This is a genomic window from Pseudomonas sp. NFX15, assembly GCF_049132105.1.
In the GTDB taxonomy this organism is placed as follows: domain Bacteria; phylum Pseudomonadota; class Gammaproteobacteria; order Pseudomonadales; family Pseudomonadaceae; genus Aquipseudomonas.
The window spans coordinates 222,828-244,572 of the sequence record NZ_JAFMPV010000004.1 but is presented as its reverse complement, the minus strand read 5'-3'; the positions used below and the strand labels follow the sequence as shown (position 1 = coordinate 244,572).

At 60.3% G+C, this 21,745-nt stretch carries 17 protein-coding genes; 13 read left to right on the top strand and 4 right to left on the bottom strand.

The features are described from left to right. Positions 1-46: 46 nt before the first annotated feature. Both J1D76_RS06465 and J1D76_RS06460 read right to left on the bottom strand, forming a co-directional pair. On the bottom strand, positions 47-1,831 hold the full coding sequence (locus J1D76_RS06465) for a GspE/PulE family protein (RefSeq protein ID WP_421137562.1): 1,785 nt from the start codon (positions 1,829-1,831) through the stop codon (positions 47-49). A 174-nt stretch (positions 1,832-2,005) separates the two neighbouring features. Further along, positions 2,006-3,373: an inorganic triphosphatase gene (locus J1D76_RS06460; RefSeq protein WP_421137561.1), complete on the bottom strand. Its 1,368-nt coding sequence runs from the start codon at positions 3,371-3,373 to the stop codon at positions 2,006-2,008. Between the two features lie 157 nt (positions 3,374-3,530). On the opposite strand from J1D76_RS06460, the gene argE reads away from it, so the two are divergent. From argE to J1D76_RS06405, 11 genes are all read left to right on the top strand, one after another. After that, complete coding sequence (gene argE, locus J1D76_RS06455; protein WP_421137560.1) at positions 3,531-4,679, top strand: acetylornithine deacetylase; 1,149 nt, start codon at positions 3,531-3,533, stop codon at positions 4,677-4,679. A 249-nt stretch (positions 4,680-4,928) separates the two neighbouring features. Beyond that, positions 4,929-6,227, top strand: a complete 1,299-nt coding sequence (gene argA, locus J1D76_RS06450; RefSeq protein WP_421137559.1) for an amino-acid N-acetyltransferase — start codon at positions 4,929-4,931, stop codon at positions 6,225-6,227. Positions 6,228-6,863: 636 nt separating this feature from the next. After that, complete coding sequence (locus tag J1D76_RS06445) at positions 6,864-8,204, top strand: OprD family outer membrane porin (protein ID WP_421137558.1); 1,341 nt, start codon at positions 6,864-6,866, stop codon at positions 8,202-8,204. A gap of 407 nt (positions 8,205-8,611) precedes the next feature. Further along, the gene (locus tag J1D76_RS06440; protein ID WP_421137557.1) at positions 8,612-9,946 is read left to right on the top strand and encodes an OprD family porin; all 1,335 of its coding nucleotides are present in this window, start codon (positions 8,612-8,614) and stop codon (positions 9,944-9,946) included. Between the two features lie 294 nt (positions 9,947-10,240). Beyond that, complete coding sequence (locus J1D76_RS06435) at positions 10,241-10,879, top strand: peroxiredoxin (RefSeq protein ID WP_421137556.1); 639 nt, start codon at positions 10,241-10,243, stop codon at positions 10,877-10,879. 305 nt (positions 10,880-11,184) lie between these two features. Further along, positions 11,185-11,778, top strand: a complete 594-nt coding sequence (gene ssuE, locus J1D76_RS06430) for an NADPH-dependent FMN reductase (RefSeq protein ID WP_421137555.1) — start codon at positions 11,185-11,187, stop codon at positions 11,776-11,778. Between the two features lie 90 nt (positions 11,779-11,868). Then, the gene (locus J1D76_RS06425; protein WP_421137554.1) at positions 11,869-12,834 is read left to right on the top strand and encodes a sulfonate ABC transporter substrate-binding protein; all 966 of its coding nucleotides are present in this window, start codon (positions 11,869-11,871) and stop codon (positions 12,832-12,834) included. Positions 12,835-12,859: 25 nt separating this feature from the next. Next, a complete protein-coding gene (gene ssuD / locus J1D76_RS06420; protein ID WP_421137553.1) occupies positions 12,860-14,008 on the top strand; it encodes an FMNH2-dependent alkanesulfonate monooxygenase in 1,149 nt (382 codons plus the stop codon). Positions 14,009-14,017: 9 nt separating this feature from the next. Continuing rightward, positions 14,018-14,800, top strand: coding sequence for an aliphatic sulfonate ABC transporter permease SsuC (gene ssuC, locus J1D76_RS06415; RefSeq protein WP_421137552.1), 783 nt, complete (start codon positions 14,018-14,020; stop codon positions 14,798-14,800). After that, the gene (gene ssuB, locus J1D76_RS06410; protein WP_421137551.1) at positions 14,797-15,603 is read left to right on the top strand and encodes an aliphatic sulfonates ABC transporter ATP-binding protein; all 807 of its coding nucleotides are present in this window, start codon (positions 14,797-14,799) and stop codon (positions 15,601-15,603) included. The genes ssuC and ssuB overlap by 4 nt, the downstream gene beginning before the upstream one ends. A gap of 33 nt (positions 15,604-15,636) precedes the next feature. After that, positions 15,637-15,852 carry a TOBE domain-containing protein gene (locus J1D76_RS06405; RefSeq protein WP_007967989.1) on the top strand — a complete coding sequence of 72 codons (216 nt, stop codon included), beginning with the start codon at positions 15,637-15,639 and terminating at the stop codon, positions 15,850-15,852. A 162-nt stretch (positions 15,853-16,014) separates the two neighbouring features. Here the strand turns inward: J1D76_RS06405 and J1D76_RS06400 are convergent, their stop codons facing one another. Further along, positions 16,015-16,647: a TetR/AcrR family transcriptional regulator gene (locus J1D76_RS06400; RefSeq protein WP_421137550.1), complete on the bottom strand. Its 633-nt coding sequence runs from the start codon at positions 16,645-16,647 to the stop codon at positions 16,015-16,017. A 200-nt stretch (positions 16,648-16,847) separates the two neighbouring features. Continuing rightward, on the bottom strand, positions 16,848-18,224 hold the full coding sequence (locus J1D76_RS06395) for a glutamine synthetase family protein (RefSeq protein WP_421137549.1): 1,377 nt from the start codon (positions 18,222-18,224) through the stop codon (positions 16,848-16,850). A 668-nt stretch (positions 18,225-18,892) separates the two neighbouring features. Between J1D76_RS06395 and J1D76_RS06390 the strand changes: the two genes are divergently transcribed. After that, the gene (locus J1D76_RS06390; RefSeq protein ID WP_421137548.1) at positions 18,893-20,251 is read left to right on the top strand and encodes a glutamine synthetase family protein; all 1,359 of its coding nucleotides are present in this window, start codon (positions 18,893-18,895) and stop codon (positions 20,249-20,251) included. Between the two features lie 58 nt (positions 20,252-20,309). After that, entirely contained in the window at positions 20,310-21,674 is a 1,365-nt protein-coding gene (locus J1D76_RS06385; RefSeq protein ID WP_421137547.1) for an aspartate aminotransferase family protein, read from the top strand. Positions 21,675-21,745: the final 71 nt, after the last annotated feature.

The following is a 21,745-nucleotide window of genomic DNA, read 5'->3' as shown; positions in this document are numbered from 1 at the left end:
GCGGGGTTGGATTGCCAAGCCCTCATCGAGTTCCGTGACGCCGGCTTCAGTTCTGCTCGCTCTGCGGCGTCACGCGCAACACCTCCTCGAGCGTCGTCAGCCCGGCGGCGACTTTCTGCGCACCGGATAGCCGCAGGCTGCGCATGCCTTCCTTGAAGGCCTGGCGCCGCACGGCCAGCAGGTCGGTATCCGGACTGATCAACGCTTTCAGGCCATCGCTGAGCTGCATGATTTCGTAGACCCCGGCGCGGCCGTGATAACCGGTGTCGCGGCATTCCACGCAACCGACTGCGCGTTGGGCATTTGCCGGCAGCGGTGCCTGCCAGGGGCGGGTCAGGGTCTGCCAGTCGTCTTCACCGAGCGGTAACGGCGCCTTGCAGTGGGGGCACAGGGTCCGCACCAGGCGCTGGGCCATGACGCCGAGTACCGTGGCCTTGATCAGGTAGTGCGGCACGCCGAGCTCCAGCAGGCGGCTGATGGCGCTGGGCGCATCGTTGGTGTGCAGGGTCGACAGCACCAGGTGCCCGGTGAGCGCGGCCTGGATCGCCATTTCTGCGGTTTCGAGATCACGGATCTCGCCGATCATGATGATGTCGGGGTCTTGGCGCATCAGCGCTCGCACACCGGCGGCGAAGCTCAGGTCGATGTTGTGCTGGACCTGCATCTGGTTGAACGAGGGCTCGACCATTTCAATCGGGTCTTCGATGGTGCAGAGGTTGACCTGCGGCGTCGCCAGTTTTTTCAGGGTGGTGTAGAGCGTGGTGGTCTTGCCCGAGCCGGTCGGCCCGGTGACGAGGATGATGCCGTGGGGCTGGCGGGTCATGTCCTGCCAGCGGCGCAGGTCGTCGGCGGAGAAACCCAACTGGTCGAAGTCCTTGAGCAGCACGTCCGGATCGAAGATACGCATGACCATTTTTTCGCCGAAGGCTGTTGGCAGCGTCGACAGCCGCAACTCGACTTCACCGCCCTCCGGGGTCTTGGTTTTCACCCGGCCGTCCTGGGGTTTGCGCTTCTCCGCGACGTTCATCCGCCCCAGGGATTTGAGGCGGCTGACAATCGCCATGGTGACCTGGGGCGGGAATTGATAGACGTCGTGCAACACGCCGTCGATGCGAAAGCGCACCGTGCCTTGCTCGCGCCGGGGCTCGATGTGGATATCGCTGGCGCGTTGCTGGAAGGCGTACTGGAACAGCCAGTCAACGATGTTGACGATGTGCGCGTCATTGGCGTCCGGCTCCTGGTCGCTGGCACCGAGGTTGAGCAGTTGTTCGAAGTTGCCGGGGCTACTGACCTGAGCGTCGCCACTGCTGGCCCCGCTAACCGACTTGGCCAGGCGGAAGAACTCGACGCTCAAGCGCTGGATGTCCACGGGGTTAGCCACCACGCGCTTGATCGGCAATTTCAGCACGTGGGTCAGGTCCGCCTCCCAGCCGCTGACATAAGGTTGGGCGCTGGCCACGGTCACCGCGTCGCGGTCGATCGCGACCGCGAGGATCTTGTGGCGTTGGGCGAAGGCGTAGGACATCAGTGGCGTCACGGCCGCGACGTTGATTTTCAGCGGGTCAATGCGCAGGTAGGGCTGGCCGGCCTGGCGGGACAACCATAGGGTCAGGCTTTCCAGGTCCAGGGGCTTGCCCGGTCGGCTGAGGTCGTCCAGTTGTTGGCTGGCGATGAACTCCAATGGATGCAGTTGGCCATGGGCGGCATTGCGGCGGCGGACATTGAGCGCGTGTTCGGCGGCGTCCTGGCTGATCAGGCCTTGGGCGACGAGTTCTCGCAGCACATCGTTGAGGTCCAGCCAGCGGTCCTGAAAGGCGAGTTGTACGGACATGCGGGCTCCTTTTGAACGACAGTGCGCAAAGGATAGCCGTGGCCCCGCTGACCGCTGGGCCACTACCCGACAAAGGCGTTTCGGGGTTTTTCAGCCCGCCTCTTCGCTGGCAAGCCAACGCCTACAGGAAGTCGATGAATTCCTGTAGGCGCTGGCTTGCCAGCGAAGGCGGTATTACAGGCGCAGGAGCATTTTCCAGGCACGGTTCTGATACACCGCGATCGCCTGCTGCTTGCGCGCATCCAGGACTTCGTCGGTGATCGACTCGTTGGCCAGTAGTGCCAGTTTGTTCAGCTCGCCGTACAGGCGATCCATTTCCGGGATCTCCAGCACATTGCGCGCATGGTGCAGCCAGACCTGGATGCGTTCGATGCGCGGCAGTTGCTCGGCGAGGTCTTCCGGCTGTTGTTGGTAACGCTGCAATTGCAGCGAAGTGGCTTCCTCGCCCAGCAGGCGCGGCAACCAGCTACCCAATTGCGCAGCGCCCTGGCGATTGCCACGGGTGTTGCGTTCGGCGGCCCAGGTGCGGGCCAGCAACCAGCGCGAAGTGGTCAGGGAGAACTGGCCCCAGCGCGGGTCTTCGAGTTCTTCCAGGAACTGCTCCGGCGCGGCTTTGCGCACGTCCTCGTCCTCGAGGCCGGCCTGGACCAGCGGGCGCCAGTCTTCCAGCAAGGCATCGAGGGCGACACGCAGGTCGTGGGTCGACTGACGCGGCGCGGCCTGGCCAAGGCTGCTGATCAGCGCGCGCATTTCCGCGAGGCATTCGACCCAGTCCTGCAACAGGCGCCAGTGACCGTTGAAGCGATACTGCTCGGCCAGGCGCTGGCTGCTGCCGAGCAAATGCCAGCTCAACGCGGCGAACGCGTCGTCCAGCGGTGTTTCGGCGCTGATCTGCGGCGCCGGCAGGCTCAGCGAATAGCTGTGGGCGTCGTACAGGCGATAGCCACGCTCGGCCTTGCTGATGTCACACGGCATCAGGGCCAGTTTCTCGGCCAGCTCGGCGGCCAGTTCCAGCAGGGCGGCCGGCTCGCCTTCGCGCAGTTCGAGTTCCAGTTCGCAGATTTCTTCTTTCTGCTTGCCGACCACCACGTGGCCCAGGTCCAGCGCAGCTTCGATGACCACTTTGGTCTTGCCGCGGCCCCAGGCGATTTCGGCGCGCTCGCGGACGAAATCGGTGGTGAAGATCGGCTTCAGGGTTTTCTTGTCCAGCTCGGCCAGTGCCTCGGGCCAGCATTCGCCGTCGAGTTTCTTCAGGTCGAGCTTGGCTTTTGGCAGGTTCCAGTCGTACTCGTTACGTACCGACAAACCGGCGATGCTCTGGCCACGAGTCTTGAGGGTCTGGATCACTTCGTCGCCGTCCTTGCGCAGGCGCAGGGCAACTTTGGCCTGGGCCAGGTCGCGCTCGGGGGTGTCGAAGTATTGGTTCATCAACTCACGGCGTTCCCAGCCACTTTTGTTGCGTTTTTTCAGTAACGGGTGCTCGCGCAGGGCGGCGAGGGTTTCGCGGCTGACACGGAGTTTGATTTCGGTTTCTTTCTGCATGGCCGGAAAATCCAGGATCGGGAGCGCAGCCGGGGGAATGTGTGGCTGCCAAGGTCGTGCAGTGTACAGCACTGGCCAAACCTGCGCCCCGCGACGGTTTATTCCTGTCACCGGATGGCTCTATGATGGACTTCAATTCGGGAGCCGGGAGTCAGCGATGCCATTGCCGTCGATGAAAGAACAATTCGCTGCGCTGATCGCTGCACCGTCCGTCAGTTGTACCCAGCCCAGTCTCGATCAAACCAATCGCCCGGTAATCGATCTGTTGGCGACCTGGCTCGGTGAGCTGGGTTTTGCCTGCGACATCCAGCAGGTCAGCCCCGGCAAATTCAACCTGCTCGCCAGCTTCGGTTCCGGTCCCGGGGGCCTGGTATTGGCCGGGCACAGCGACACCGTGCCGTTCGATGGCGCGTTGTGGCAAACCGATCCGCTGAAGCTGACGGAAGTCGACGGTCGCTGGGTTGGCCTGGGCAGTTGCGACATGAAGGGCTTTTTCGCCCTGGCCATCGAGGCGGTCAAGCCGCTGCTCGATCAACCGTTCAAGCAGCCATTGCTGATTCTTGCGACGTGCGATGAAGAGAGTTCGATGTCCGGCGCCCGCGCACTGGCCGAGGCAGGGCGGCCATTGGGCAGGGCCGCGGTGATCGGCGAGCCGACCGGACTCAAGCCGATCCGCATGCACAAGGGCATCATGATGGAGCGCATCGACATCCTCGGACAGAGCGGCCACTCCTCTGATCCGCGCCTGGGCCACAGCGCCCTGGAGGCGATGCACGATGCCATTGGCGAACTGCGTGGCCTGCGCCTGTTGTGGCAACGCGAATTTCGCAACCCGCAGTTTGGCGTGCCGACGCCGACGATGAATTTTGGCTGCATCCATGGTGGCGACAACCCCAACCGGATCTGCGGCCAGTGTTCGCTGGAATTCGATTTGCGGCCGTTGCCGGGCATGGACCCGCAAGTCCTGCGCGCCGAGATCTTGCAGAAGCTCAAGCCGATTGCCGAGCGTCATCAAGTGAAGATCGATTACGCACCGCTGTTCCCCGCCGTGCCGCCGTTCGAGCAGGCCGAAGATGCGCAGTTGGTGCGGATCGCCGAAAAGCTCACTGGCCACAGCGCCGAAGCAGTGGCATTCGGCACCGAAGCACCTTATCTTCAGCGCCTTGGCTGCGAAACGCTGGTGCTCGGCCCGGGTGATATCGCCTGCGCCCACCAACCGGGGGAATACCTCGACATGTCACGTTTGCAGCCTACGGTGCATCTGTTAAGACAACTGATCGAACATTACTGCCTGACACCGGCCTAAACGCAACACCTGTAGGAGCCGGCTTGCTGGCGATGAACGATGACGCGGTTCATCTGGTGGACCGCAGCGCTTGCATCGCCAGCAAGCCGGCTCCTACCGGTTTCATGTATAACTTGCCGATGTTCCAACCCGTATTCATGAGGAGAGCGCGCGTGTCGCCAAGCCTGTTCCGACGATAACCATCAGCCCGCTGTGCGTTTTTCAGTTTCGCCCTTTTTTTCGGCTGCTATTTATTACAGGCCCAGGTTCATGCCCGAATACGTCAATTGGCTTCGTCACGCTTCGCCTTACATCAACGCCCACCGCGATTGCACCTTTGTCGTCATGCTGCCCGGCGACGGCGTTGAGCATTCCAACTTCGGCAATATCGTCCACGACCTGGTGCTGTTGCACAGCCTGGGCGTGCGGCTGGTGCTGGTCCACGGTTCCCGCCCGCAAATCGAAGCGCGCCTCGCCGCCCGTGGCCTGACCCCGCATTACCACCACGGCATGCGCATCACCGATGCTGCGACCCTGGAGTGCGTGATCGACGCGGTCGGCCAGTTGCGCATCGCCATCGAAGCTCGCCTGTCGATGGACATGGCCTCCTCGCCGATGCAGGGCTCGCGCCTGCGGGTGGCCAGCGGCAACCTGGTGACGGCACGGCCGATCGGCGTGCTCGAAGGCGTCGACTATCACCACACCGGCGAAGTTCGCCGGGTCGACCGCAAGGGGATCAACCGTCTGCTGGACGAGCGCTCCATCGTGTTGCTGTCGCCGCTGGGTTATTCGCCGACCGGCGAAATTTTCAACCTGGCCTGCGAAGACGTCGCCACCCGCGCCGCCATCGACCTCGGTGCGGACAAGCTGCTGCTGTTCGGCGCTGACCTGGGCCTGATCGATGAACAGGGGCGTTTGGTGCGCGAGTTGCGCCCGCAACAGGTGCCGGCGCACTTGCAGCGGTTGGGCAGCAACTATCAGGCAGAATTGCTGGATGCGGCGGCCGAAGCGTGCCGTGGCGGCGTGGCCCGCAGTCATATCGTCAGTTACGCCGAAGACGGCGCGCTGTTGACCGAGCTGTTCACCCGCGACGGTGGCGGTACGCTGGTGGCCCAGGAGCAGTTCGAAGTGGTGCGCGAAGCGGCCATTGAAGACGTCGGCGGATTGCTGGACTTGATCAGTCCGCTGGAAGAGCAGGGCATCCTGGTGCGTCGTTCCCGCGAGGTGCTGGAGCGCGAAATCGAGCAGTTCAGCGTGGTTGAGCGCGAAGGCATGATCATCGCCTGCGCGGCGCTGTATCAGATCGCCGATTCGGACGCGGGTGAGCTGGCATGTTTAGCGGTGAACCCGGAGTACCGCCACGGCGGTCGCGGCGATGAACTGCTCGAACGCATCGAAAACCGCGCCCGAGCCCAGGGCCTGAAAACCTTGTTCGTGCTCACCACGCGCACCGCGCACTGGTTCCGCGAACGGGGTTTTGAACCCAGCAGCGTCGACCGGCTGCCGGCAGCGCGGGCGTCGCTGTACAACTATCAGCGCAACTCGAAGATCTTCGAAAAACCCCTCTGACGTTCCAGCGTTTTGTGGCGGGGGCGCTTGCTCCCACTGGGTCGCGTAGCGGCCCCAATGGGGTCCTTCGGCCTCCAGCGGGAACAAGCTACCTCGCCACAGAGTTCGCGCCACTGCTGCACGAACTTCGCAATATTTCCCTACCCTCCAAAACCGACCATGCCGCTGGCCAGCCGCGAGGCATTTCGGTGTCAATCCGTTTTGTGCCAAAAAAAGGCACGCGATACATAAACTGTAACAATTGGTCCGGATAGTGCGCGTTTGGTCGGTTAGCGGTCGCCGTTCGGTAAAGGATTTGTTTCCGAATTGTGTCAGAAGAAAACCGATCTAAAAGATACGGAATAAATACCTTTTAGGAATTAGCTTGGTATCCAAGTCCTTGTATTACGGGTTTTTTTGGATTTGAGAGCTAAATGCCTAAACGGTATTAGAAAAGAATCGGGTAATTCTTTTCAGGTTTATGACGAACGCGTGAACCTGCAGGGACCAAAAAACTGGGGATTAGACTATGGTCGTAGACACACATGGTTACGATTGACTTGTGGGTCACGGTCTGGCGCTAATCGCGCATCTTAGGATTTCGGGCGACGACTCGAGACCAGGAATACAAGAATTAGAATCAAGAGGAGCGTCACAATGAACAAGTCCACCTTGGCTTTGGCCGTGGCCGTAGGGGTTTTGGCGCAGCAGGCAGGCGCCGCCGGTTTCCTGGAAGACAGCAAGGCTTCCATCAGCTCTCGCACCATGTATTACGACGCCGACATGCGCGAAGGTGCGAGCACTGCGAACAACCGCCAGCGCGAAACCGCTGAAGGTCTGAAGTTCGACTACCTGTCCGGTTTCACTCAGGGCACCGTAGGTTTTGGTATCGACGCCCAGGCACTGGTAGGTATCCACCTGGATGGCGGCAAGGGCCATCACCCGGTCGGTAACGCCAACTCATTCTTCCCTAGCGATGGCAATGAGGCGGCCGACGATTGGAGCCGTCTGGATGGCAACGTCAAGGCGCGCTTCTCGAAGACCGAAGCCCACCTCGGTGGCGCCCTGGCACCTAACCTTCCAATCCTGGTCGCGAACGACAGCCGCCTGCTGCCGCAGACCTTTGAAGGTGGCACCATCACCTCCAAAGAAATCGACAACGTGACCTTCAACGTGGGTCAGCTGGAGCACGCATCGGGTCGCGCCTCTTCGAACTCCACGGGCCTGTCGGTGGCTGGCGCCAGCAAGGACAGCAACAAGTTCATGTACGGCGGTGCCGACTGGAAGGTCACCAAAGACCTCACTCTGCAGTACTACTATGCGAACCTGGAAGACTTCTACAAACAGAACTTCCTTGGCCTGGTACACGTCTACCCGATCGCGGCCAACCAGTCGTTCAAGACTGACATTCGTTACTTCGATAGCAGCTCCGACGGCAAGAACGGCGACGCCGGCTACCGCTTCAACAACAACGGTGGCTACGCCAAGGAAGCCGGGGTTGTTGATAACAAAACCTGGAGCGCCATGTTCACCTACACCCTGGGTGGCAACGCATTCCTGATCGGGCATCAGCGTGTCAACGATGATGGCGGTTTCGTGTTCCTGAACCAGGGCAGCCTGGTCGATGATCAGGGTCGTCAGGAAGGGGCCGGTGGCACCAGCTTCTACTCGTTTACCGATGCCACGGTTGGCAGCTTCATCCGTGCTGGTGAAAATACCACCTTCGGTCAGTACTCCTACGACTTCGCCTCTTTGGGCGTCCCGGGCTTGAAAGCTTCGCTGGCCTACCTGAATGGTCAAGACATCAAGCCGATCAGCGGTGTGGGTAAGGACCAGAGCGAGCACGAGACTGACGCCCGTATCGACTACGTGATCCAGACCGGCCTGCTCAAAGGCTTTGGTACCACGCTGCGTCACGGTACCTACCGTGGCAACACCAGCACGCTGGATCAAGACCAGACTCGTCTGATCTTCAACTACACCTACAGCTTCATGTAATAGCCGCCACAAGAAAAAGCCCTGCCGGCTGGCGGGGTTTTTTTCGTTTGTTTTTTTATATTCCTAATGGATCTTTACTGAGCATTTTTTATTCTTTTTGGTTTTCATCTACACCGTTTAAAGTGCGTCCGTCCGACACTCAGCCCTGAGCTCGGATTTGTCAGTGTCCCCCTCGACAATCACTCACGTAAAGGATTTGGCCACACGGCCGATACCTCGGATCTGTCGCGGAAAGTCATATTCCCAAGTGGCATTAAAAACAATTTATAAATTCTTTTTGGCTTTATGAGCAGGTATCCTGCCGGCCGCCAAACGGCCGGCCCAAGCGGTTTGCCGCGAATTCATGCATTTAGGATCCCGGGCAATCGATTCGGGACCACAAGAATTAGAAACGAGAGGAGCAAAACATGAACAAATCCACCTTGGCCATCGCTGTGGCCGTCGGGGTCATCGCCCAGCAGGCCAATGCCGCGGGCTTCATTGAAGACAGCAAGGCAACATTGGGGCTGCGCAACTTCTACATCAACACCGATAACCGTGACGGTCCGGGCGCCAACAAAAACGAAGAATGGGGCCAAGGCTTCGACCTGCGCTTCATCTCCGGCTACACCCAGGGCACCGTCGGTTTTGGTATCGACGCGATCGGCCTGCTGGGCGTCAAGCTGGATTCGGGCGGCGGCACCAACGGCGCCACCGCGACGTCCTACGGCGGCACCGTATTCCCGAGCAAGTCCAACGGCGAAGCGGTTGATGACTTCTCCAGCCTGGGCCTGACCGCCAAGGCAAAGATTTCCCAGACCGAACTGAAGCTGGGCACCCTGCAGCCAAAACTGCCGGTGATCGTGACCAACGACGGTCGCCTGTTGCCGCAAACCTGGCAGGGCGGCCAGATCAGCTCCAGCGACATCAAGGACCTGACCCTGATCGGTGGTCAGATCGAAGCGGTCAAGGGCCGTAACTCCAGCAACAACGAGAACCTGGCCATCGGCGGCGCCAACCCGCGTATCGCCAACAGCAACAAGTTCTACTACGCCGGTGGAGACTACAAACTCACCAAGGACCTGACGGCCCAGTACTACTACGGCAACCTGGAAGATTTCTACAAGCAACACTTCCTGGGCCTGGTGCACAACTGGGCGATCGGCCCTGGTGTGTTGAAGTCTGATTTGCGTTACTTCAACAGCTCCGACGACGGTGCCAACGGCAGCAACCCGCTGTACTACAGCAACGGTAACTACACCGGTGCCATCAGCGGCAAGGGCAAGGTCGACAACAATCTGTACAGCGGCCTGTTCCTGTACTCCGTTGCCGGTCACACCTTCGGTGGCGGTTACCAGGTCAGCAATGGCGACAGCGACTTCCCTTGGTTGAACCAGGGCGACGGTTCCTCGAACTACACCATCACCGACATGCAAATCCAGAAGTTCGGCCGTGCAGGCGAGCGTACCTGGCAAGCACGCTACGCGTATGACTTCGCCAAGGTCGGCGTACCAGGCCTGACGGCAGGCCTGGTGTACCTGCATGGCGACAACATCGATACCGTCAACGCCAAGGGTGGCGAAGCGGCCAATGGCGCTTCCGAGTGGGAGCGCGATCTGAGCGTTGCCTATGTCGTGCAGGAAGGCCCGCTGAAGAACCTCGGCCTGGCGTGGAAAAACGCTACCTGGCGCACCGACCTGCCGAACACCCGTTCGCAGGACGAAAACCGCGTCATCCTCAGCTACTCGATCCCGCTGTTGTAATAGCGCTCGCGTAAATTCGAGGCAAAAAAAGCCCCGCCGGTATTGCGCCCGGCGGGGCTTTTACATTTTCAAGACGGGTTCACCCCCGTAATCCCGTCTTGAACTTCCCTCTTTTGCAGCAACTCAAGGCCTTCTCGAACCTTGTGGCCGATGTTCGGCGGCTGGCGCGTGCGCGTCCAGTGAAGAGATCTTTAATATTTCTTTATGATCTAAATAAATCGATATTTATTCTTTTTAATAGATAAGAAACACAGGCACAGTTGAACCCATCAAGCACTCACAAGGAGCAGCACAATGGGTCTCAGACTTGGCGATATCGCCCCCGATTTCGAACAGAACTCCAGCGCCGGCACCATTCGTTTCCATCAGTGGCTGGGCGACAGCTGGGGCGTGCTGTTTTCCCACCCGGCCGATTTCACCCCGGTATGCACCACGGAACTGGGCTTCACCGCCCGCCTCAAGGATGAATTCGCCGCACGCGGCGTGAAGGCCATCGCTCTGTCCGTGGACCCTGTCGAGTCGCACCACAAGTGGATCGAGGACATCAACGAAACCCAGAACACCGTGGTTAACTTTCCGATCCTGGACGACGCCGACCGCAAGGTCTCGGATCTCTACGACCTGATCCATCCCAACGCCAACGACACCCTCACCGTACGCTCGCTGTTCGTGATCGACCCGAACAAAAAGGTGCGGCTGACCATTACCTACCCGGCGAGCACCGGTCGCAACTTCAATGAAATCCTGCGGGTCATTGACTCATTGCAACTCACCGACCACTACAAAGTGGCCACGCCGGCCAACTGGCAGGACGGGGATGAGGTGGTGATCGTGCCTTCGCTCAAGGATGAGGACGAAATCAACCAGCGTTTTCCCAAGGGCTATCGGGCCGTTAAACCTTACCTGCGCCTGACGCCGCAACCGAATCGGTAAAGGGTGTGGCTGATGCCGCCTTCGCCGGCAAGCCGGCTCCTACAGGTAGACGCGATCCCTTGTAGGAGCCGGCTTGCCGGCGAAGGCGCCAGATCAGACACCCCAGAACCCACAAAGCAAGGGGATTTCAGGCCGTTTCGACGGCCTGTTTTTTTGCCCCTGAGACAAAGTTTTATATATCTCCAAAATGAATAACCAAATGAATAAATATGATTTATAGATATATAAATCAGCTGTTAAGGTCACTCCATCGAAGCGAGATCGCTTGCCGCGAATCGCCAACACCGTGCAAAGGAATCGTCTGAATGTTGGTCGTCTCAATCGGTGGCAGTCCCAGTCAGCGCTCGCGTTCCGGGGTGCTGCTGGATCGGTCCCGGCAATGGTTACAAGCGCAGGGCGTGGAAGTGGTGAGTTATCAGGTACGGGACTTCCCGGCCGAAGACCTGCTGCATGCACGCTTCGACAGCCCCAAGGTGATCGACCTGCTGCAACAGGTTGAAAACGCCGATGGCCTGCTGATCGCCACACCGGTCTACAAGGCGTCGTTCTCCGGAGCGTTGAAGGTGTTGCTGGATCTGCTGCCTGAACGCGCCCTGAGCCACAAAGTGGTGTTGCCGATGGCCACGGGCGGGAGCATCGCCCACATGCTGGTGGTGGATTACGCGCTCAAGCCAGTGCTGGCGGCATTGAAGGCCCAGGAAATGCTGCAAGGGATTTTCGCCGTCGACAGCCAGATCGCCTACGGCGAAGGCAGTGCCCTGGCAAAATTGGCGCCGGAGCTGGAACAACGATTGTATGAAGCACTGGAGCAGTTTTCCGGTGCCATGGCGCGACGGCCCAGGCCGCTCGACCCAAGTCTTTTAAATGAACGTTTGTTGAGTGCTCGCTGGAGCATTTAAGCCTCACCGACACATTGAAGTACTGGCCTTACTCGCCCGCCAACGGGCAAGCAGGTGCAGCCACAACCCAACTGCAAAAAGGAGAGCGCCATGCGCCCTGTCATTTTGCGTCGCGGTCTGGTCGCTCTGTTTGCTGCGGCTGTCACCTTCGGCGCCATTACTCAAGCTCAAGCTGAAACCTTACGAATCGGCTATCAAAAATACGGCACCCTGGTGCTGCTCAAAGCCAAAGGCACCCTGGAAAAACGCCTCGCCGCCCAAGGCGTGGACGTGCAATGGACTGAATTCCCCGGCGGACCGCAACTGCTCGAAGGCCTGAACGTCGGCTCCATCGATTTTGGCGTGACGGGCGAAACCCCGCCGGTGTTTGCCCAGGCGGCCGGTGCCGATCTGCTCTACGTCGCCTACGAACCGCCAGCCCCCCACAGCGAAGCGATCCTGGTGCCGAAGGACTCGGCGATCAAATCGGTGGCCGACCTCAAGGGCAAGAAAGTCGTCCTGAACAAAGGCTCCAACGTGCACTACCTGCTGGTGCGTGCACTGCAAGACGCTGGCCTCAAATACACCGACATCCAGACCGTGTTCCTGCCACCGGCCGATGCCCGCGCCGCGTTCGAGCGTGGCAGCGTCGACGCCTGGGTGATCTGGGACCCGTACCAGGCCGCCGCCGAACAACAGCTGCAAGCGCGCACCCTGCGCGATGGTCAAGGCATCGTCGACAACCATCAGTTCTACCTGGCGACCAAGCCTTACGCGCAGAAAAATCCTGAGGTGATCAAGACTCTGGTGGAAGAGGTGCGCGCGGTGGGCGAGTGGTCCAAGGCCAACCCGCAAGACGTGACGGCACAGGTTTCGCCACTGCTCGGCTTGCCGGCAGACATCACCCTGACCTCGGTGAAACGCCAGGGCTACGGCGCGCTGTTCCTCACCCCGGAAGTGGTCGCGGCGCAGCAGAAAATCGCCGACAGCTTCTACCAACTCAAATTGATTCCCAAGCCGCTGAGCATCAAAGACGTGATCTGGACACCGCCGGCAGCCGTTGCCAAAGCCCAATAACTCGATTCCCCAAGGAGACCACTCCATGAGCCTCAATATTTTCTGGTTCCTGCCTACCCACGGTGACGGCCATTACCTTGGCACCGCCGAATGCGCACGCGCCGTTGACCACGGTTACCTGCAACAAGTCGCGCAAGCGGCGGATCGCCTGGGCTTTGGCGGGGTGCTGATCCCCACCGGGCGTTCGTGCGAAGACTCGTGGTTGGTGGCGGCGTCGCTGATTCCGGTGACCCAGCGGCTGAAGTTCCTTGTCGCACTGCGCCCCGGGATCATTTCCCCGACGGTGGCGGCGCGTCAGGCGGCGACCCTGGATCGACTGTCCGGCGGTCGTGCGCTGTTCAACCTGGTGACGGGCGGTGATCCGGAAGAATTGGCCGGCGATGGTCTGTTCCTCAGCCACGAAGAACGCTATCAGGCTTCGGTGGAATTCACCCGCATCTGGCGCCGCGTGCTGGAAGGCGAAACCGTCGATTACGACGGCCAGCACATCAGCGTGAAAGGCGCGAAGTTGCTCTACCCACCGATCCAGCAACCGCGTCCACCGCTGTACTTCGGTGGTTCTTCGGACGCGGCGCAAGACCTGGCGGCAGAGCAAGTGGAGATGGTCCTGACCTGGGGCGAGCCACCGGCCGCTGTCGCCGAGAAAATCGCCCAGGTACGTGCCAAAGCCGCCAAGCTCGGCCGTACCGTGCGCTTCGGCATTCGCCTGCATGTGATCGTGCGCGAAACCAATGATGAGGCGTGGAAAGCCGCGGATCGGCTGATTTCGCATCTAGACGACGAGACCATCGCCCGTGCGCAGGCGTCGCTGGCGCGCTTCGATTCGGTCGGCCAGCAACGCATGGCCGCCCTGCACGGCGGCAACCGTGACAACCTGGAAGTCAGCCCTAACCTGTGGGCTGGTGTCGGCCTGGTGCGCGGCGGTGCCGGCACGGCGCTGGTGGGCGATGGCCCGACCGTGGCGGCCCGCGTGAAGGAGTACGCGGACCTGGGCATCGACACCTTTATTTTCTCCGGTTATCCACACCTGGAGGAGTCGTATCGGGTGGCCGAGTTGCTCTTCCCGCACCTCGATGTCGAGCGTCCTGAACTGCCGAAAAGCGCTGGCTACGTCAGCCCGTTCGGCGAGATGGTCGCCAACGACATTCTTCCCAAAGCCGCATCCCAGAGCTGAGGCGCGGTCATGAAGAAAGTCATCCACAACCTCGCGCCCTGGGCGTTGCCGGTATTGCTGCTGGCGGTGTGGCAGTTGTCGGTGTCGGCAGGCTGGTTGTCGACACGGATCCTGCCGGCACCGGTCGCCGTGATCGAGGCCGGCGTGAACCTGGTGCGCAGCGGCGAAATCTGGACGCACCTGGCCATCAGCGGCTGGCGTGCTGCGCTGGGTTTCACCATCGGGGGCGGCATCGGCCTGGCGTTGGGCTTCATCACCGGCCTGTCGAAGTGGGGCGAGCGCCTGCTCGACAGCTCGGTGCAGATGGTTCGCAACGTGCCGCACCTGGCGTTGATTCCGCTGGTGATCCTGTGGTTCGGCATCGACGAGTCGGCGAAGATTTTCCTGGTGGCACTGGGTACGTTGTTCCCGATCTACCTCAACACCTATCACGGCATTCGTAACGTCGACCCGGCTTTGGTGGAGATGTCACGCAGTTATGGCTTGTCCGGTTTCAGCCTGTTCTGGCAAGTGATTCTGCCGGGGGCCCTGCCTTCGATCCTGGTCGGCGTGCGCTTCGCCCTGGGCTTCATGTGGTTGACGCTGATCGTCGCGGAAACCATCTCCGCCAGTTCCGGCATCGGCTACCTGGCGATGAATGCCAGGGAGTTTTTGCAGACCGACGTGGTGGTGCTGGCGATTCTGCTCTACGCGGTACTCGGCAAACTGGCCGACCTCGCGGCCCGTGGGCTTGAGCGAGTCTGGCTGCGCTGGCACCCGGCGTATCAGGTTGTGAAAGGAGGTGCGGCATGATCGCAGAACAACCTCCACGCTTGCTGCGCGGCATTCCGCTGGCGGTGCGCAAGCTGCAAAAAACCTTTGGCGCGCGGCAGGTGCTGCGCGAGATCGACCTGCACATTCCGGCGGGCCAGTTTGTCGCCGTGGTCGGTCGCAGCGGCTGCGGCAAAAGTACCTTGCTGCGCTTGCTCGCTGGCCTCGATCAACCAACGGGCGGTGAATTGCTGGCCGGCGCCGCCTCGCTCAGCGAAGCGCGCGAAGACACCCGGCTGATGTTCCAGGAAGCGCGGTTGCTGCCGTGGAAAAAGATCATCGACAACGTCGGTCTCGGCCTCAAGGGCAACTGGCGGCCGCAAGCGCTGGAGGCACTGGACGCCGTGGGCCTGGCGGATCGTGCCAACGAATGGCCGGCTGCGCTGTCCGGTGGACAGAAGCAACGCGTGGCGCTGGCTCGCGCACTGATTCATCAACCGCGCCTGCTGTTGCTCGACGAACCCCTGGGCGCGCTGGATGCCCTGACCCGCATTGAAATGCAGCAACTGATCGAACGGCTCTGGCAGCAGCACGGCTTCACGGTGTTGCTGGTGACCCACGACGTCAGCGAAGCGGTGGCAATTGCCGACCGGGTGATTCTGATCGAGGACGGCGAAGTCGGGCTCGACCTGCAGGTGGAACTGCCGCGCCCTCGGGTGCGGGGTTCACATCGGCTGGCGGCGCTGGAAACCGAAGTGCTCAATCGCGTGCTGGCGCTGCCCGGCCAGCCGCCGGAACCGGAACCTGTTTCACCCTTGCCCACGCAGTTGCGCTGGGCTCAATAACTCAAGCCTTATCCCACGACAGGAATCAACATCATGACTATTAAAGCCATCAACGTTCGCAACCAGTTCAAAGGCTCCATCAAGGAAATCGTGCTCGGCGACGTGCTGTCGGAAATCGACGTACAGACCGCATCCGGCATCGTCACGTCGGTGATCACCACGCGCTCGGTGAAAGAACTGGAATTGGCAGTGGGCAGCGAAGTGATCGCGTTTGTGAAATCCACCGAGGTGTCGATCGCCAAGTTGTAAGCGGCATGCGTCAACAACAACCCCGAAAGGTTTGAGCCCTTCGGGGTTTTTTGTGTGGGGTCTTGAGGTCGGTGTGCGGCCTTCGCTGGCAAGCCAGCTCCTACATTTGGAATGCGTTCCCCTGTAGGGGCTGGCTTGCCAGCGAAGGGGACGGTGAGTGCACTAGAGATTCCGCTTGGGCAAATACGGCGGTAAATACAACCCCACATACGCATCAAACACCCGCATCCCTTCCTCGGCCATGCGCGGCGTAATCCGCCCCTGCTGCTGCACCGAGCGCGCATACACCCGGTCGCCCAACTCCATCGCCAAGGCGAACACATCGACGTCACTCGGCAATGTCGGCAGTTCGAAGTGATGGTCGAACAGCTTGTGCATCAGGTCGCCCAGTTCGATGTCGTGCTGGCGGTCAGCCTGGGTGACTTCGGTCAGGCCATGCTGGGCGAGGATCAATTGGCGAGCGGCGGCGTCCTCGGCGTAGATGTCGAGCATGCGCTGTTCCACCAGTCGCGACAGATCACGCCAGCCGTTCAGCGCAGCATGATCGATGGGCGCTTGCAGGCAGGCGCGAAAGGCGGCATGGACATCGGCGGTCAGGGCTTCGAGCAGGGCCGGCACGCTGGCGAAAAAGTGGTAGACCGAGGAGGGCGGAATCTGCGCACGCTCGGCGACGCTGTAGATCGACAGGCTGGCCACACCCTCGGCAGCCAGCAGCGTACGGGCGGCATCGAGAATCGAATCGATCCGGGCCTGGCTGCGTGCGCGGGGTTTGCGGGGGGTGGCTACGCGTGTCATTGAAGTCTCCTGCGGGGCAGCGGGCATTGTACGAGCAGGGTTGTGTGTTGTCTTGTCGGCCGCCTTCGCTGGCAAGCCAGCTCCTACAATTGAATGCATTCCTCCTGTAGGAGCTGGCTTGCCAGCGAACCGCCGCAGGCGGCCATAAAAAAAAACGCCGCAGGCTGTGAGGCCGGCGGCGTTTTTTCTACTGCAAGCGCTTACACGGTATGCAGGTACCAGTTGTACTCGAGGTCGGAGATGGAGTGTTCGAACTCCTCCAGCTCGCTCTCTTTACAAGCCACGAAGATATCGATGTATTTCGGATCGATGTACTTGGCCATGACTTCGCTGTCGTCCAGCTCGCGCAGTGCATCGCGCAGGTTGTTCGGCAGGCTCTGTTCGTTCTGCTCGTAGCTGTTGCCTTCCACCGGAGCACCTGGCTCGACCTTGTTGGTCAGGCCATGGTGAATGCCGGCCAGCACCGAAGCCATCAGCAGGTACGGGTTGGCGTCGGCACCGGCAACGCGATGCTCGATACGCACGGAGTCCGGCGCACCGGTCGGTACGCGCACGGCCACGGTGCGGTTGTCCAGGCCCCAGCTCGGCGAGTTCGGCACGTAGAACTGTGCGCCGAAACGACGGTAGGAGTTGACGTTAGGGCAGAGGAACGCCATCTGTGCAGGCAGGGTCTCGAGCACACCGCCGATCGCATGTCGCAGCGCGGCGTTCTGCTCGGGATCCTCGCTGGCGAAGATGTTGTTGCCTTCCTTGTCGAGAATCGAAATGTGCACGTGCAGGCCATTGCCCGCCTGGCCTGGGTAAGGCTTGGCCATGAAGGTGGTGTCCATTTCATGGTCGTAGGCAATGTTCTTGATCAGGCGCTTGAGCAGTACGGCGTAATCGCAGGCCTTGATCGCGTCCTTGACGTGGTGCAGGTTGACTTCGAATTGAGCCGGGGCACTTTCCTTGACGATGGCGTCAGCCGGGATACCTTGCTCTTTCGCACCTTCCAGAATGTCCTGGAGGCAGTCGACGTATTCGTCGAGGTCATCGATCAGGTAGACCTGGGTCGACATCGGACGCTTGCCCGACACTGGCGAACGTGGCGGTTGTGGACGGCCGTTCACGTTTTCCTGGTCGATCAGGTAGAACTCGAGTTCAAAGGCTGCGCAGATGGTCAGGCCCATCTCATCGAACTTGGCCACGACCTGTCGCAGCACTTCGCGCGGGTCGGCGAAGAAAGGAGCGCCTTCGAGTTCGTGCATGGTCATCAACAGTTGCGCGGTAGGGCGCTTCTGCCATGGCTCGTTGCACAGGGTATCGGGAATTGGATAGCAGATACGATCGGCGTCGCCGATGTCCAGGCCCAGGCCGGTGCTTTCCACCGTGGAGCCGTTGATATCCAGAGCAAATAAAGAGGCCGGCAGGTTGATGCCTTTCTCGTAAACCTTGTGAAGACTGGTGCGTTCGATGCGCTTGCCGCGCACCACACCATTCATATCCGCAATCAGAAGGTCAACGTACAGAACCTCAGGATGTTCCTTAAGGAACGCGTTCGCTTCGTTAAGCTGAACGGCACGCGGGGGTACCGACATGATGCAACACCTTTGTTGTTAAAAATATCAATCATTGATCTTTTCTGATCTCAGTCAACCCGAACGGCATGTCGAAGTCAAGCGAGGCCTTTTTTGCCCTAAAAAAGCGCTCGTGTGGCTTTTTTGAGGCACTTTGGGGCGTTTTCACTCTGTTGGACGTAACGACGACCGCGGGCTTGAGCGGGCCGTGTTGTATTTTTTACGGGGGTGTTGTGTAAAAAAATGAACAAGGCTAAGCTCGAATCAAACCCATAACAGCAATAATACCGGGGTGCTTCATGTCTCGCCTGCCGATAATCGGCGTCACCGACTGCTCAAGACAGGTCGGCCGGCATGTTTTTCACATCAGTGAAGACACGTCCGTCCATTGCATGGCCTCAGCGGCGCCGGTGAACCTCTCATCCGTGACGGTCCAACCGTCCCCGTCCGTTATTCTGGACGGTCGCGATGGCACCCCCATTACGGTTACTCCATTCAATATAGAACCGATTCACAATAGCGGCCCAGCGATCGTTCGGGTTACCGCTCGCGATTGTGCACGCCCGGCCTCTGCAGCGGTGTTAACAAACACGCTAACCTGCTGCTGAAACGCTCTACAACGCGACGCCGATGCGTCAAACAACGCCTGGCCTTAAAAGGGTCGGACAACTCAAAGCCTAGAGGCATTTATGAGTCACAACCTCGACCAGCTCACCGATTGGTTGAAAGACCACAAGATCACAGAAGTCGAATGCATGATCGCCGACTTGACCGGGATTACCCGGGGCAAGATTTCGCCGACCAACAAATTCATCGCCGAAAAAGGCATGCGCCTGCCAGAGAGCGTGCTGTTGCAGACCGTGACCGGCGATTACGTCGAAGACGACATCTATTACGACCTGCTCGACCCGGCCGACATCGACATGATCTGCCGTCCCGACCAGAGTGCGGTGTACGTGGTGCCGTGGGCCATCGAGCCGACCGCCATCGTGATCCACGATACCTACGACAAGCAAGGCAACCCGATCGAGCTGTCGCCGCGCAACGTCCTCAAGAAAGTCCTGAAACTCTATGCCGACAAGGGCTGGCAGCCGATCGTGGCGCCGGAAATGGAGTTTTACCTGACCAAGCGCAGCGACGACCCGGACTACCCATTGCAGCCGCCAATCGGCCGCTCCGGCCGCCCGGAAACCGGTCGCCAGTCGTTCTCCATTGAAGCGGCGAACGAGTTCGACCCGCTGTTCGAAGACGTCTACGACTGGTGCGAACTGCAGGAGCTGGACCTCGATACGCTGATCCACGAGGACGGCACCGCGCAGATGGAAATCAACTTCCGTCACGGCGATGCCCTGTCCCTGGCCGACCAGATCCTGGTGTTCAAGCGCACCATGCGCGAAGCCGCGCTCAAGCACGACGTGGCCGCGACCTTCATGGCCAAACCGATGACCGGCGAGCCGGGCAGCGCGATGCACTTGCACCAGAGCATCATCGACATCGAGACCGGCAAGAACATCTTCTCCAATGAAGACGGGACCATGAGCCAGTTGTTCCTGCACCACATCGGAGGCCTGCAGAAACTCATTCCCGAGCTGTTGCCGCTGTTCGCGCCCAACGTCAACTCGTTCCGCCGCTTCCTGCCGGACACCTCGGCACCGGTGAACGTGGAGTGGGGCGAAGAAAACCGCACCGTGGGCCTGCGCGTACCGGATGCCGGACCACAGAACCGTCGGGTGGAAAACCGCCTGCCGGGCGCCGATGCCAACCCCTACCTGGCGATTGCCGCGAGCCTGCTCTGCGGCTACATCGGCATGGTCGAAGGCCTGAACCCAAGCGCGCCGGTGGTGGGCCGTGGCTATGAACGCCGCAACCTGCGCCTGCCGCTGACCATCGAAGACGCGCTGGAACGCATGGAAAACAGCGCGACCATCGAGCGTTACCTGGGCAAGAATTTCATCACTGGCTACGTCGCGGTCAAGCGGGCCGAGCATGAAAACTTCAAGCGCGTGATCAGTTCGTGGGAAAGGGAATTCCTGCTCTTTGCCGTCTGATACGCCAGGCGCCGTCGCTTTCGGGCGGCGCTTTCACCTGATTTTTTAGGAGATTCGTATGACCAGCAACAATCCGCAAACCCGTGAATGGCAAACCCTGAGCAACGATCACCACCTGGCTCCGTTCAGCGACTTCAAGCAGCTGAAAGAGAAAGGCCCGCGGATCATCACCCATGCCAAGGGCGTTTACCTCTGGGACAGCGAAGGCAATCAGATCCTCGACGGTATGGCCGGCCTGTGGTGTGTCGCAATTGGTTATGGTCGCGACGAACTGGCCGATGCCGCCAGCAAACAAATGCGCGAACTGCCGTACTACAACCTGTTCTTCCAGACCGCGCACCCGCCGGTACTGGAACTCGCCAAGGCCATCGCCGACATCGCGCCTGAAGGCATGAACCACGTGTTCTTCACCGGTTCCGGCTCCGAAGGCAACGACACCATGTTGCGCATGGTGCGTCATTACTGGGCAATCAAGGGCCAGCCGAACAAGAAAGTCATCATCAGCCGCAAGAACGGCTATCACGGTTCCACCGTGGCCGGCGCGAGCCTGGGTGGCATGACCTACATGCACGAACAGGGCGACTTGCCGATCCCGGGCATCGTCCACATTGCCCAGCCGTACTGGTTCGCCGAAGGCGGCGACATGACCCCGGAAGAGTTCGGTGTGTGGGCGGCCAACCAGCTCGAAGAGAAGATCCTGGAAGTTGGCGTCGACAACGTCGGTGCCTTTATTGCCGAGCCGATCCAGGGCGCGGGCGGCGTGATCATTCCGCCAGCGTCCTACTGGCCGCGCATCAAGGAAATCCTCGCCAAGTACGACATCCTGTTCGTGGCTGACGAAGTGATTTGCGGTTTCGGCCGTACCGGCGAGTGGTTCGGTTCCGATTTCTACGACCTCAAGCCGGACATGATGACCATCGCCAAGGGCCTGACCTCGGGCTACATCCCGATGGGCGGCCTGATCGTGCGTGACGAAGTGGTCGACGTCCTGAACGAAGGCGGTGATTTCAACCATGGTTTCACTTACTCCGGTCACCCGGTCGCTGCGGCAGTGGCGCTGGAAAACATCCGCATCATGCGCGACGAGAAAATTATCGAGCGCGTTCATGCACAAACGGCACCATATTTGCAAAAGCGTCTGCGGGAGTTGAACGATCACCCGCTGGTGGGTGAAGTTCGTGGGGTAGGCCTGTTGGGGGCCATCGAACTGGTTCAGGACAAGGCCACTCGCAAGCGTTACGAAGGCAAGGGTGTCGGCATGATCTGCCGGCAGTTCTGCTTCGATAACGGCCTGATCATGCGCGCCGTCGGCGACACCATGATCATCGCGCCACCGCTGGTTATTACCGAATCGGAAATCGATGAGTTGGTGACCAAGGCGCGCAAGTGTCTTGACCTGACCCTGAGTGCATTACAGGGCTAAGTGCTAGGCTCTGAGCGCAAGTCACGGCGTTTGTATCAAGACTGCTACTTTCGCTCAGAGATGTCAGAAAG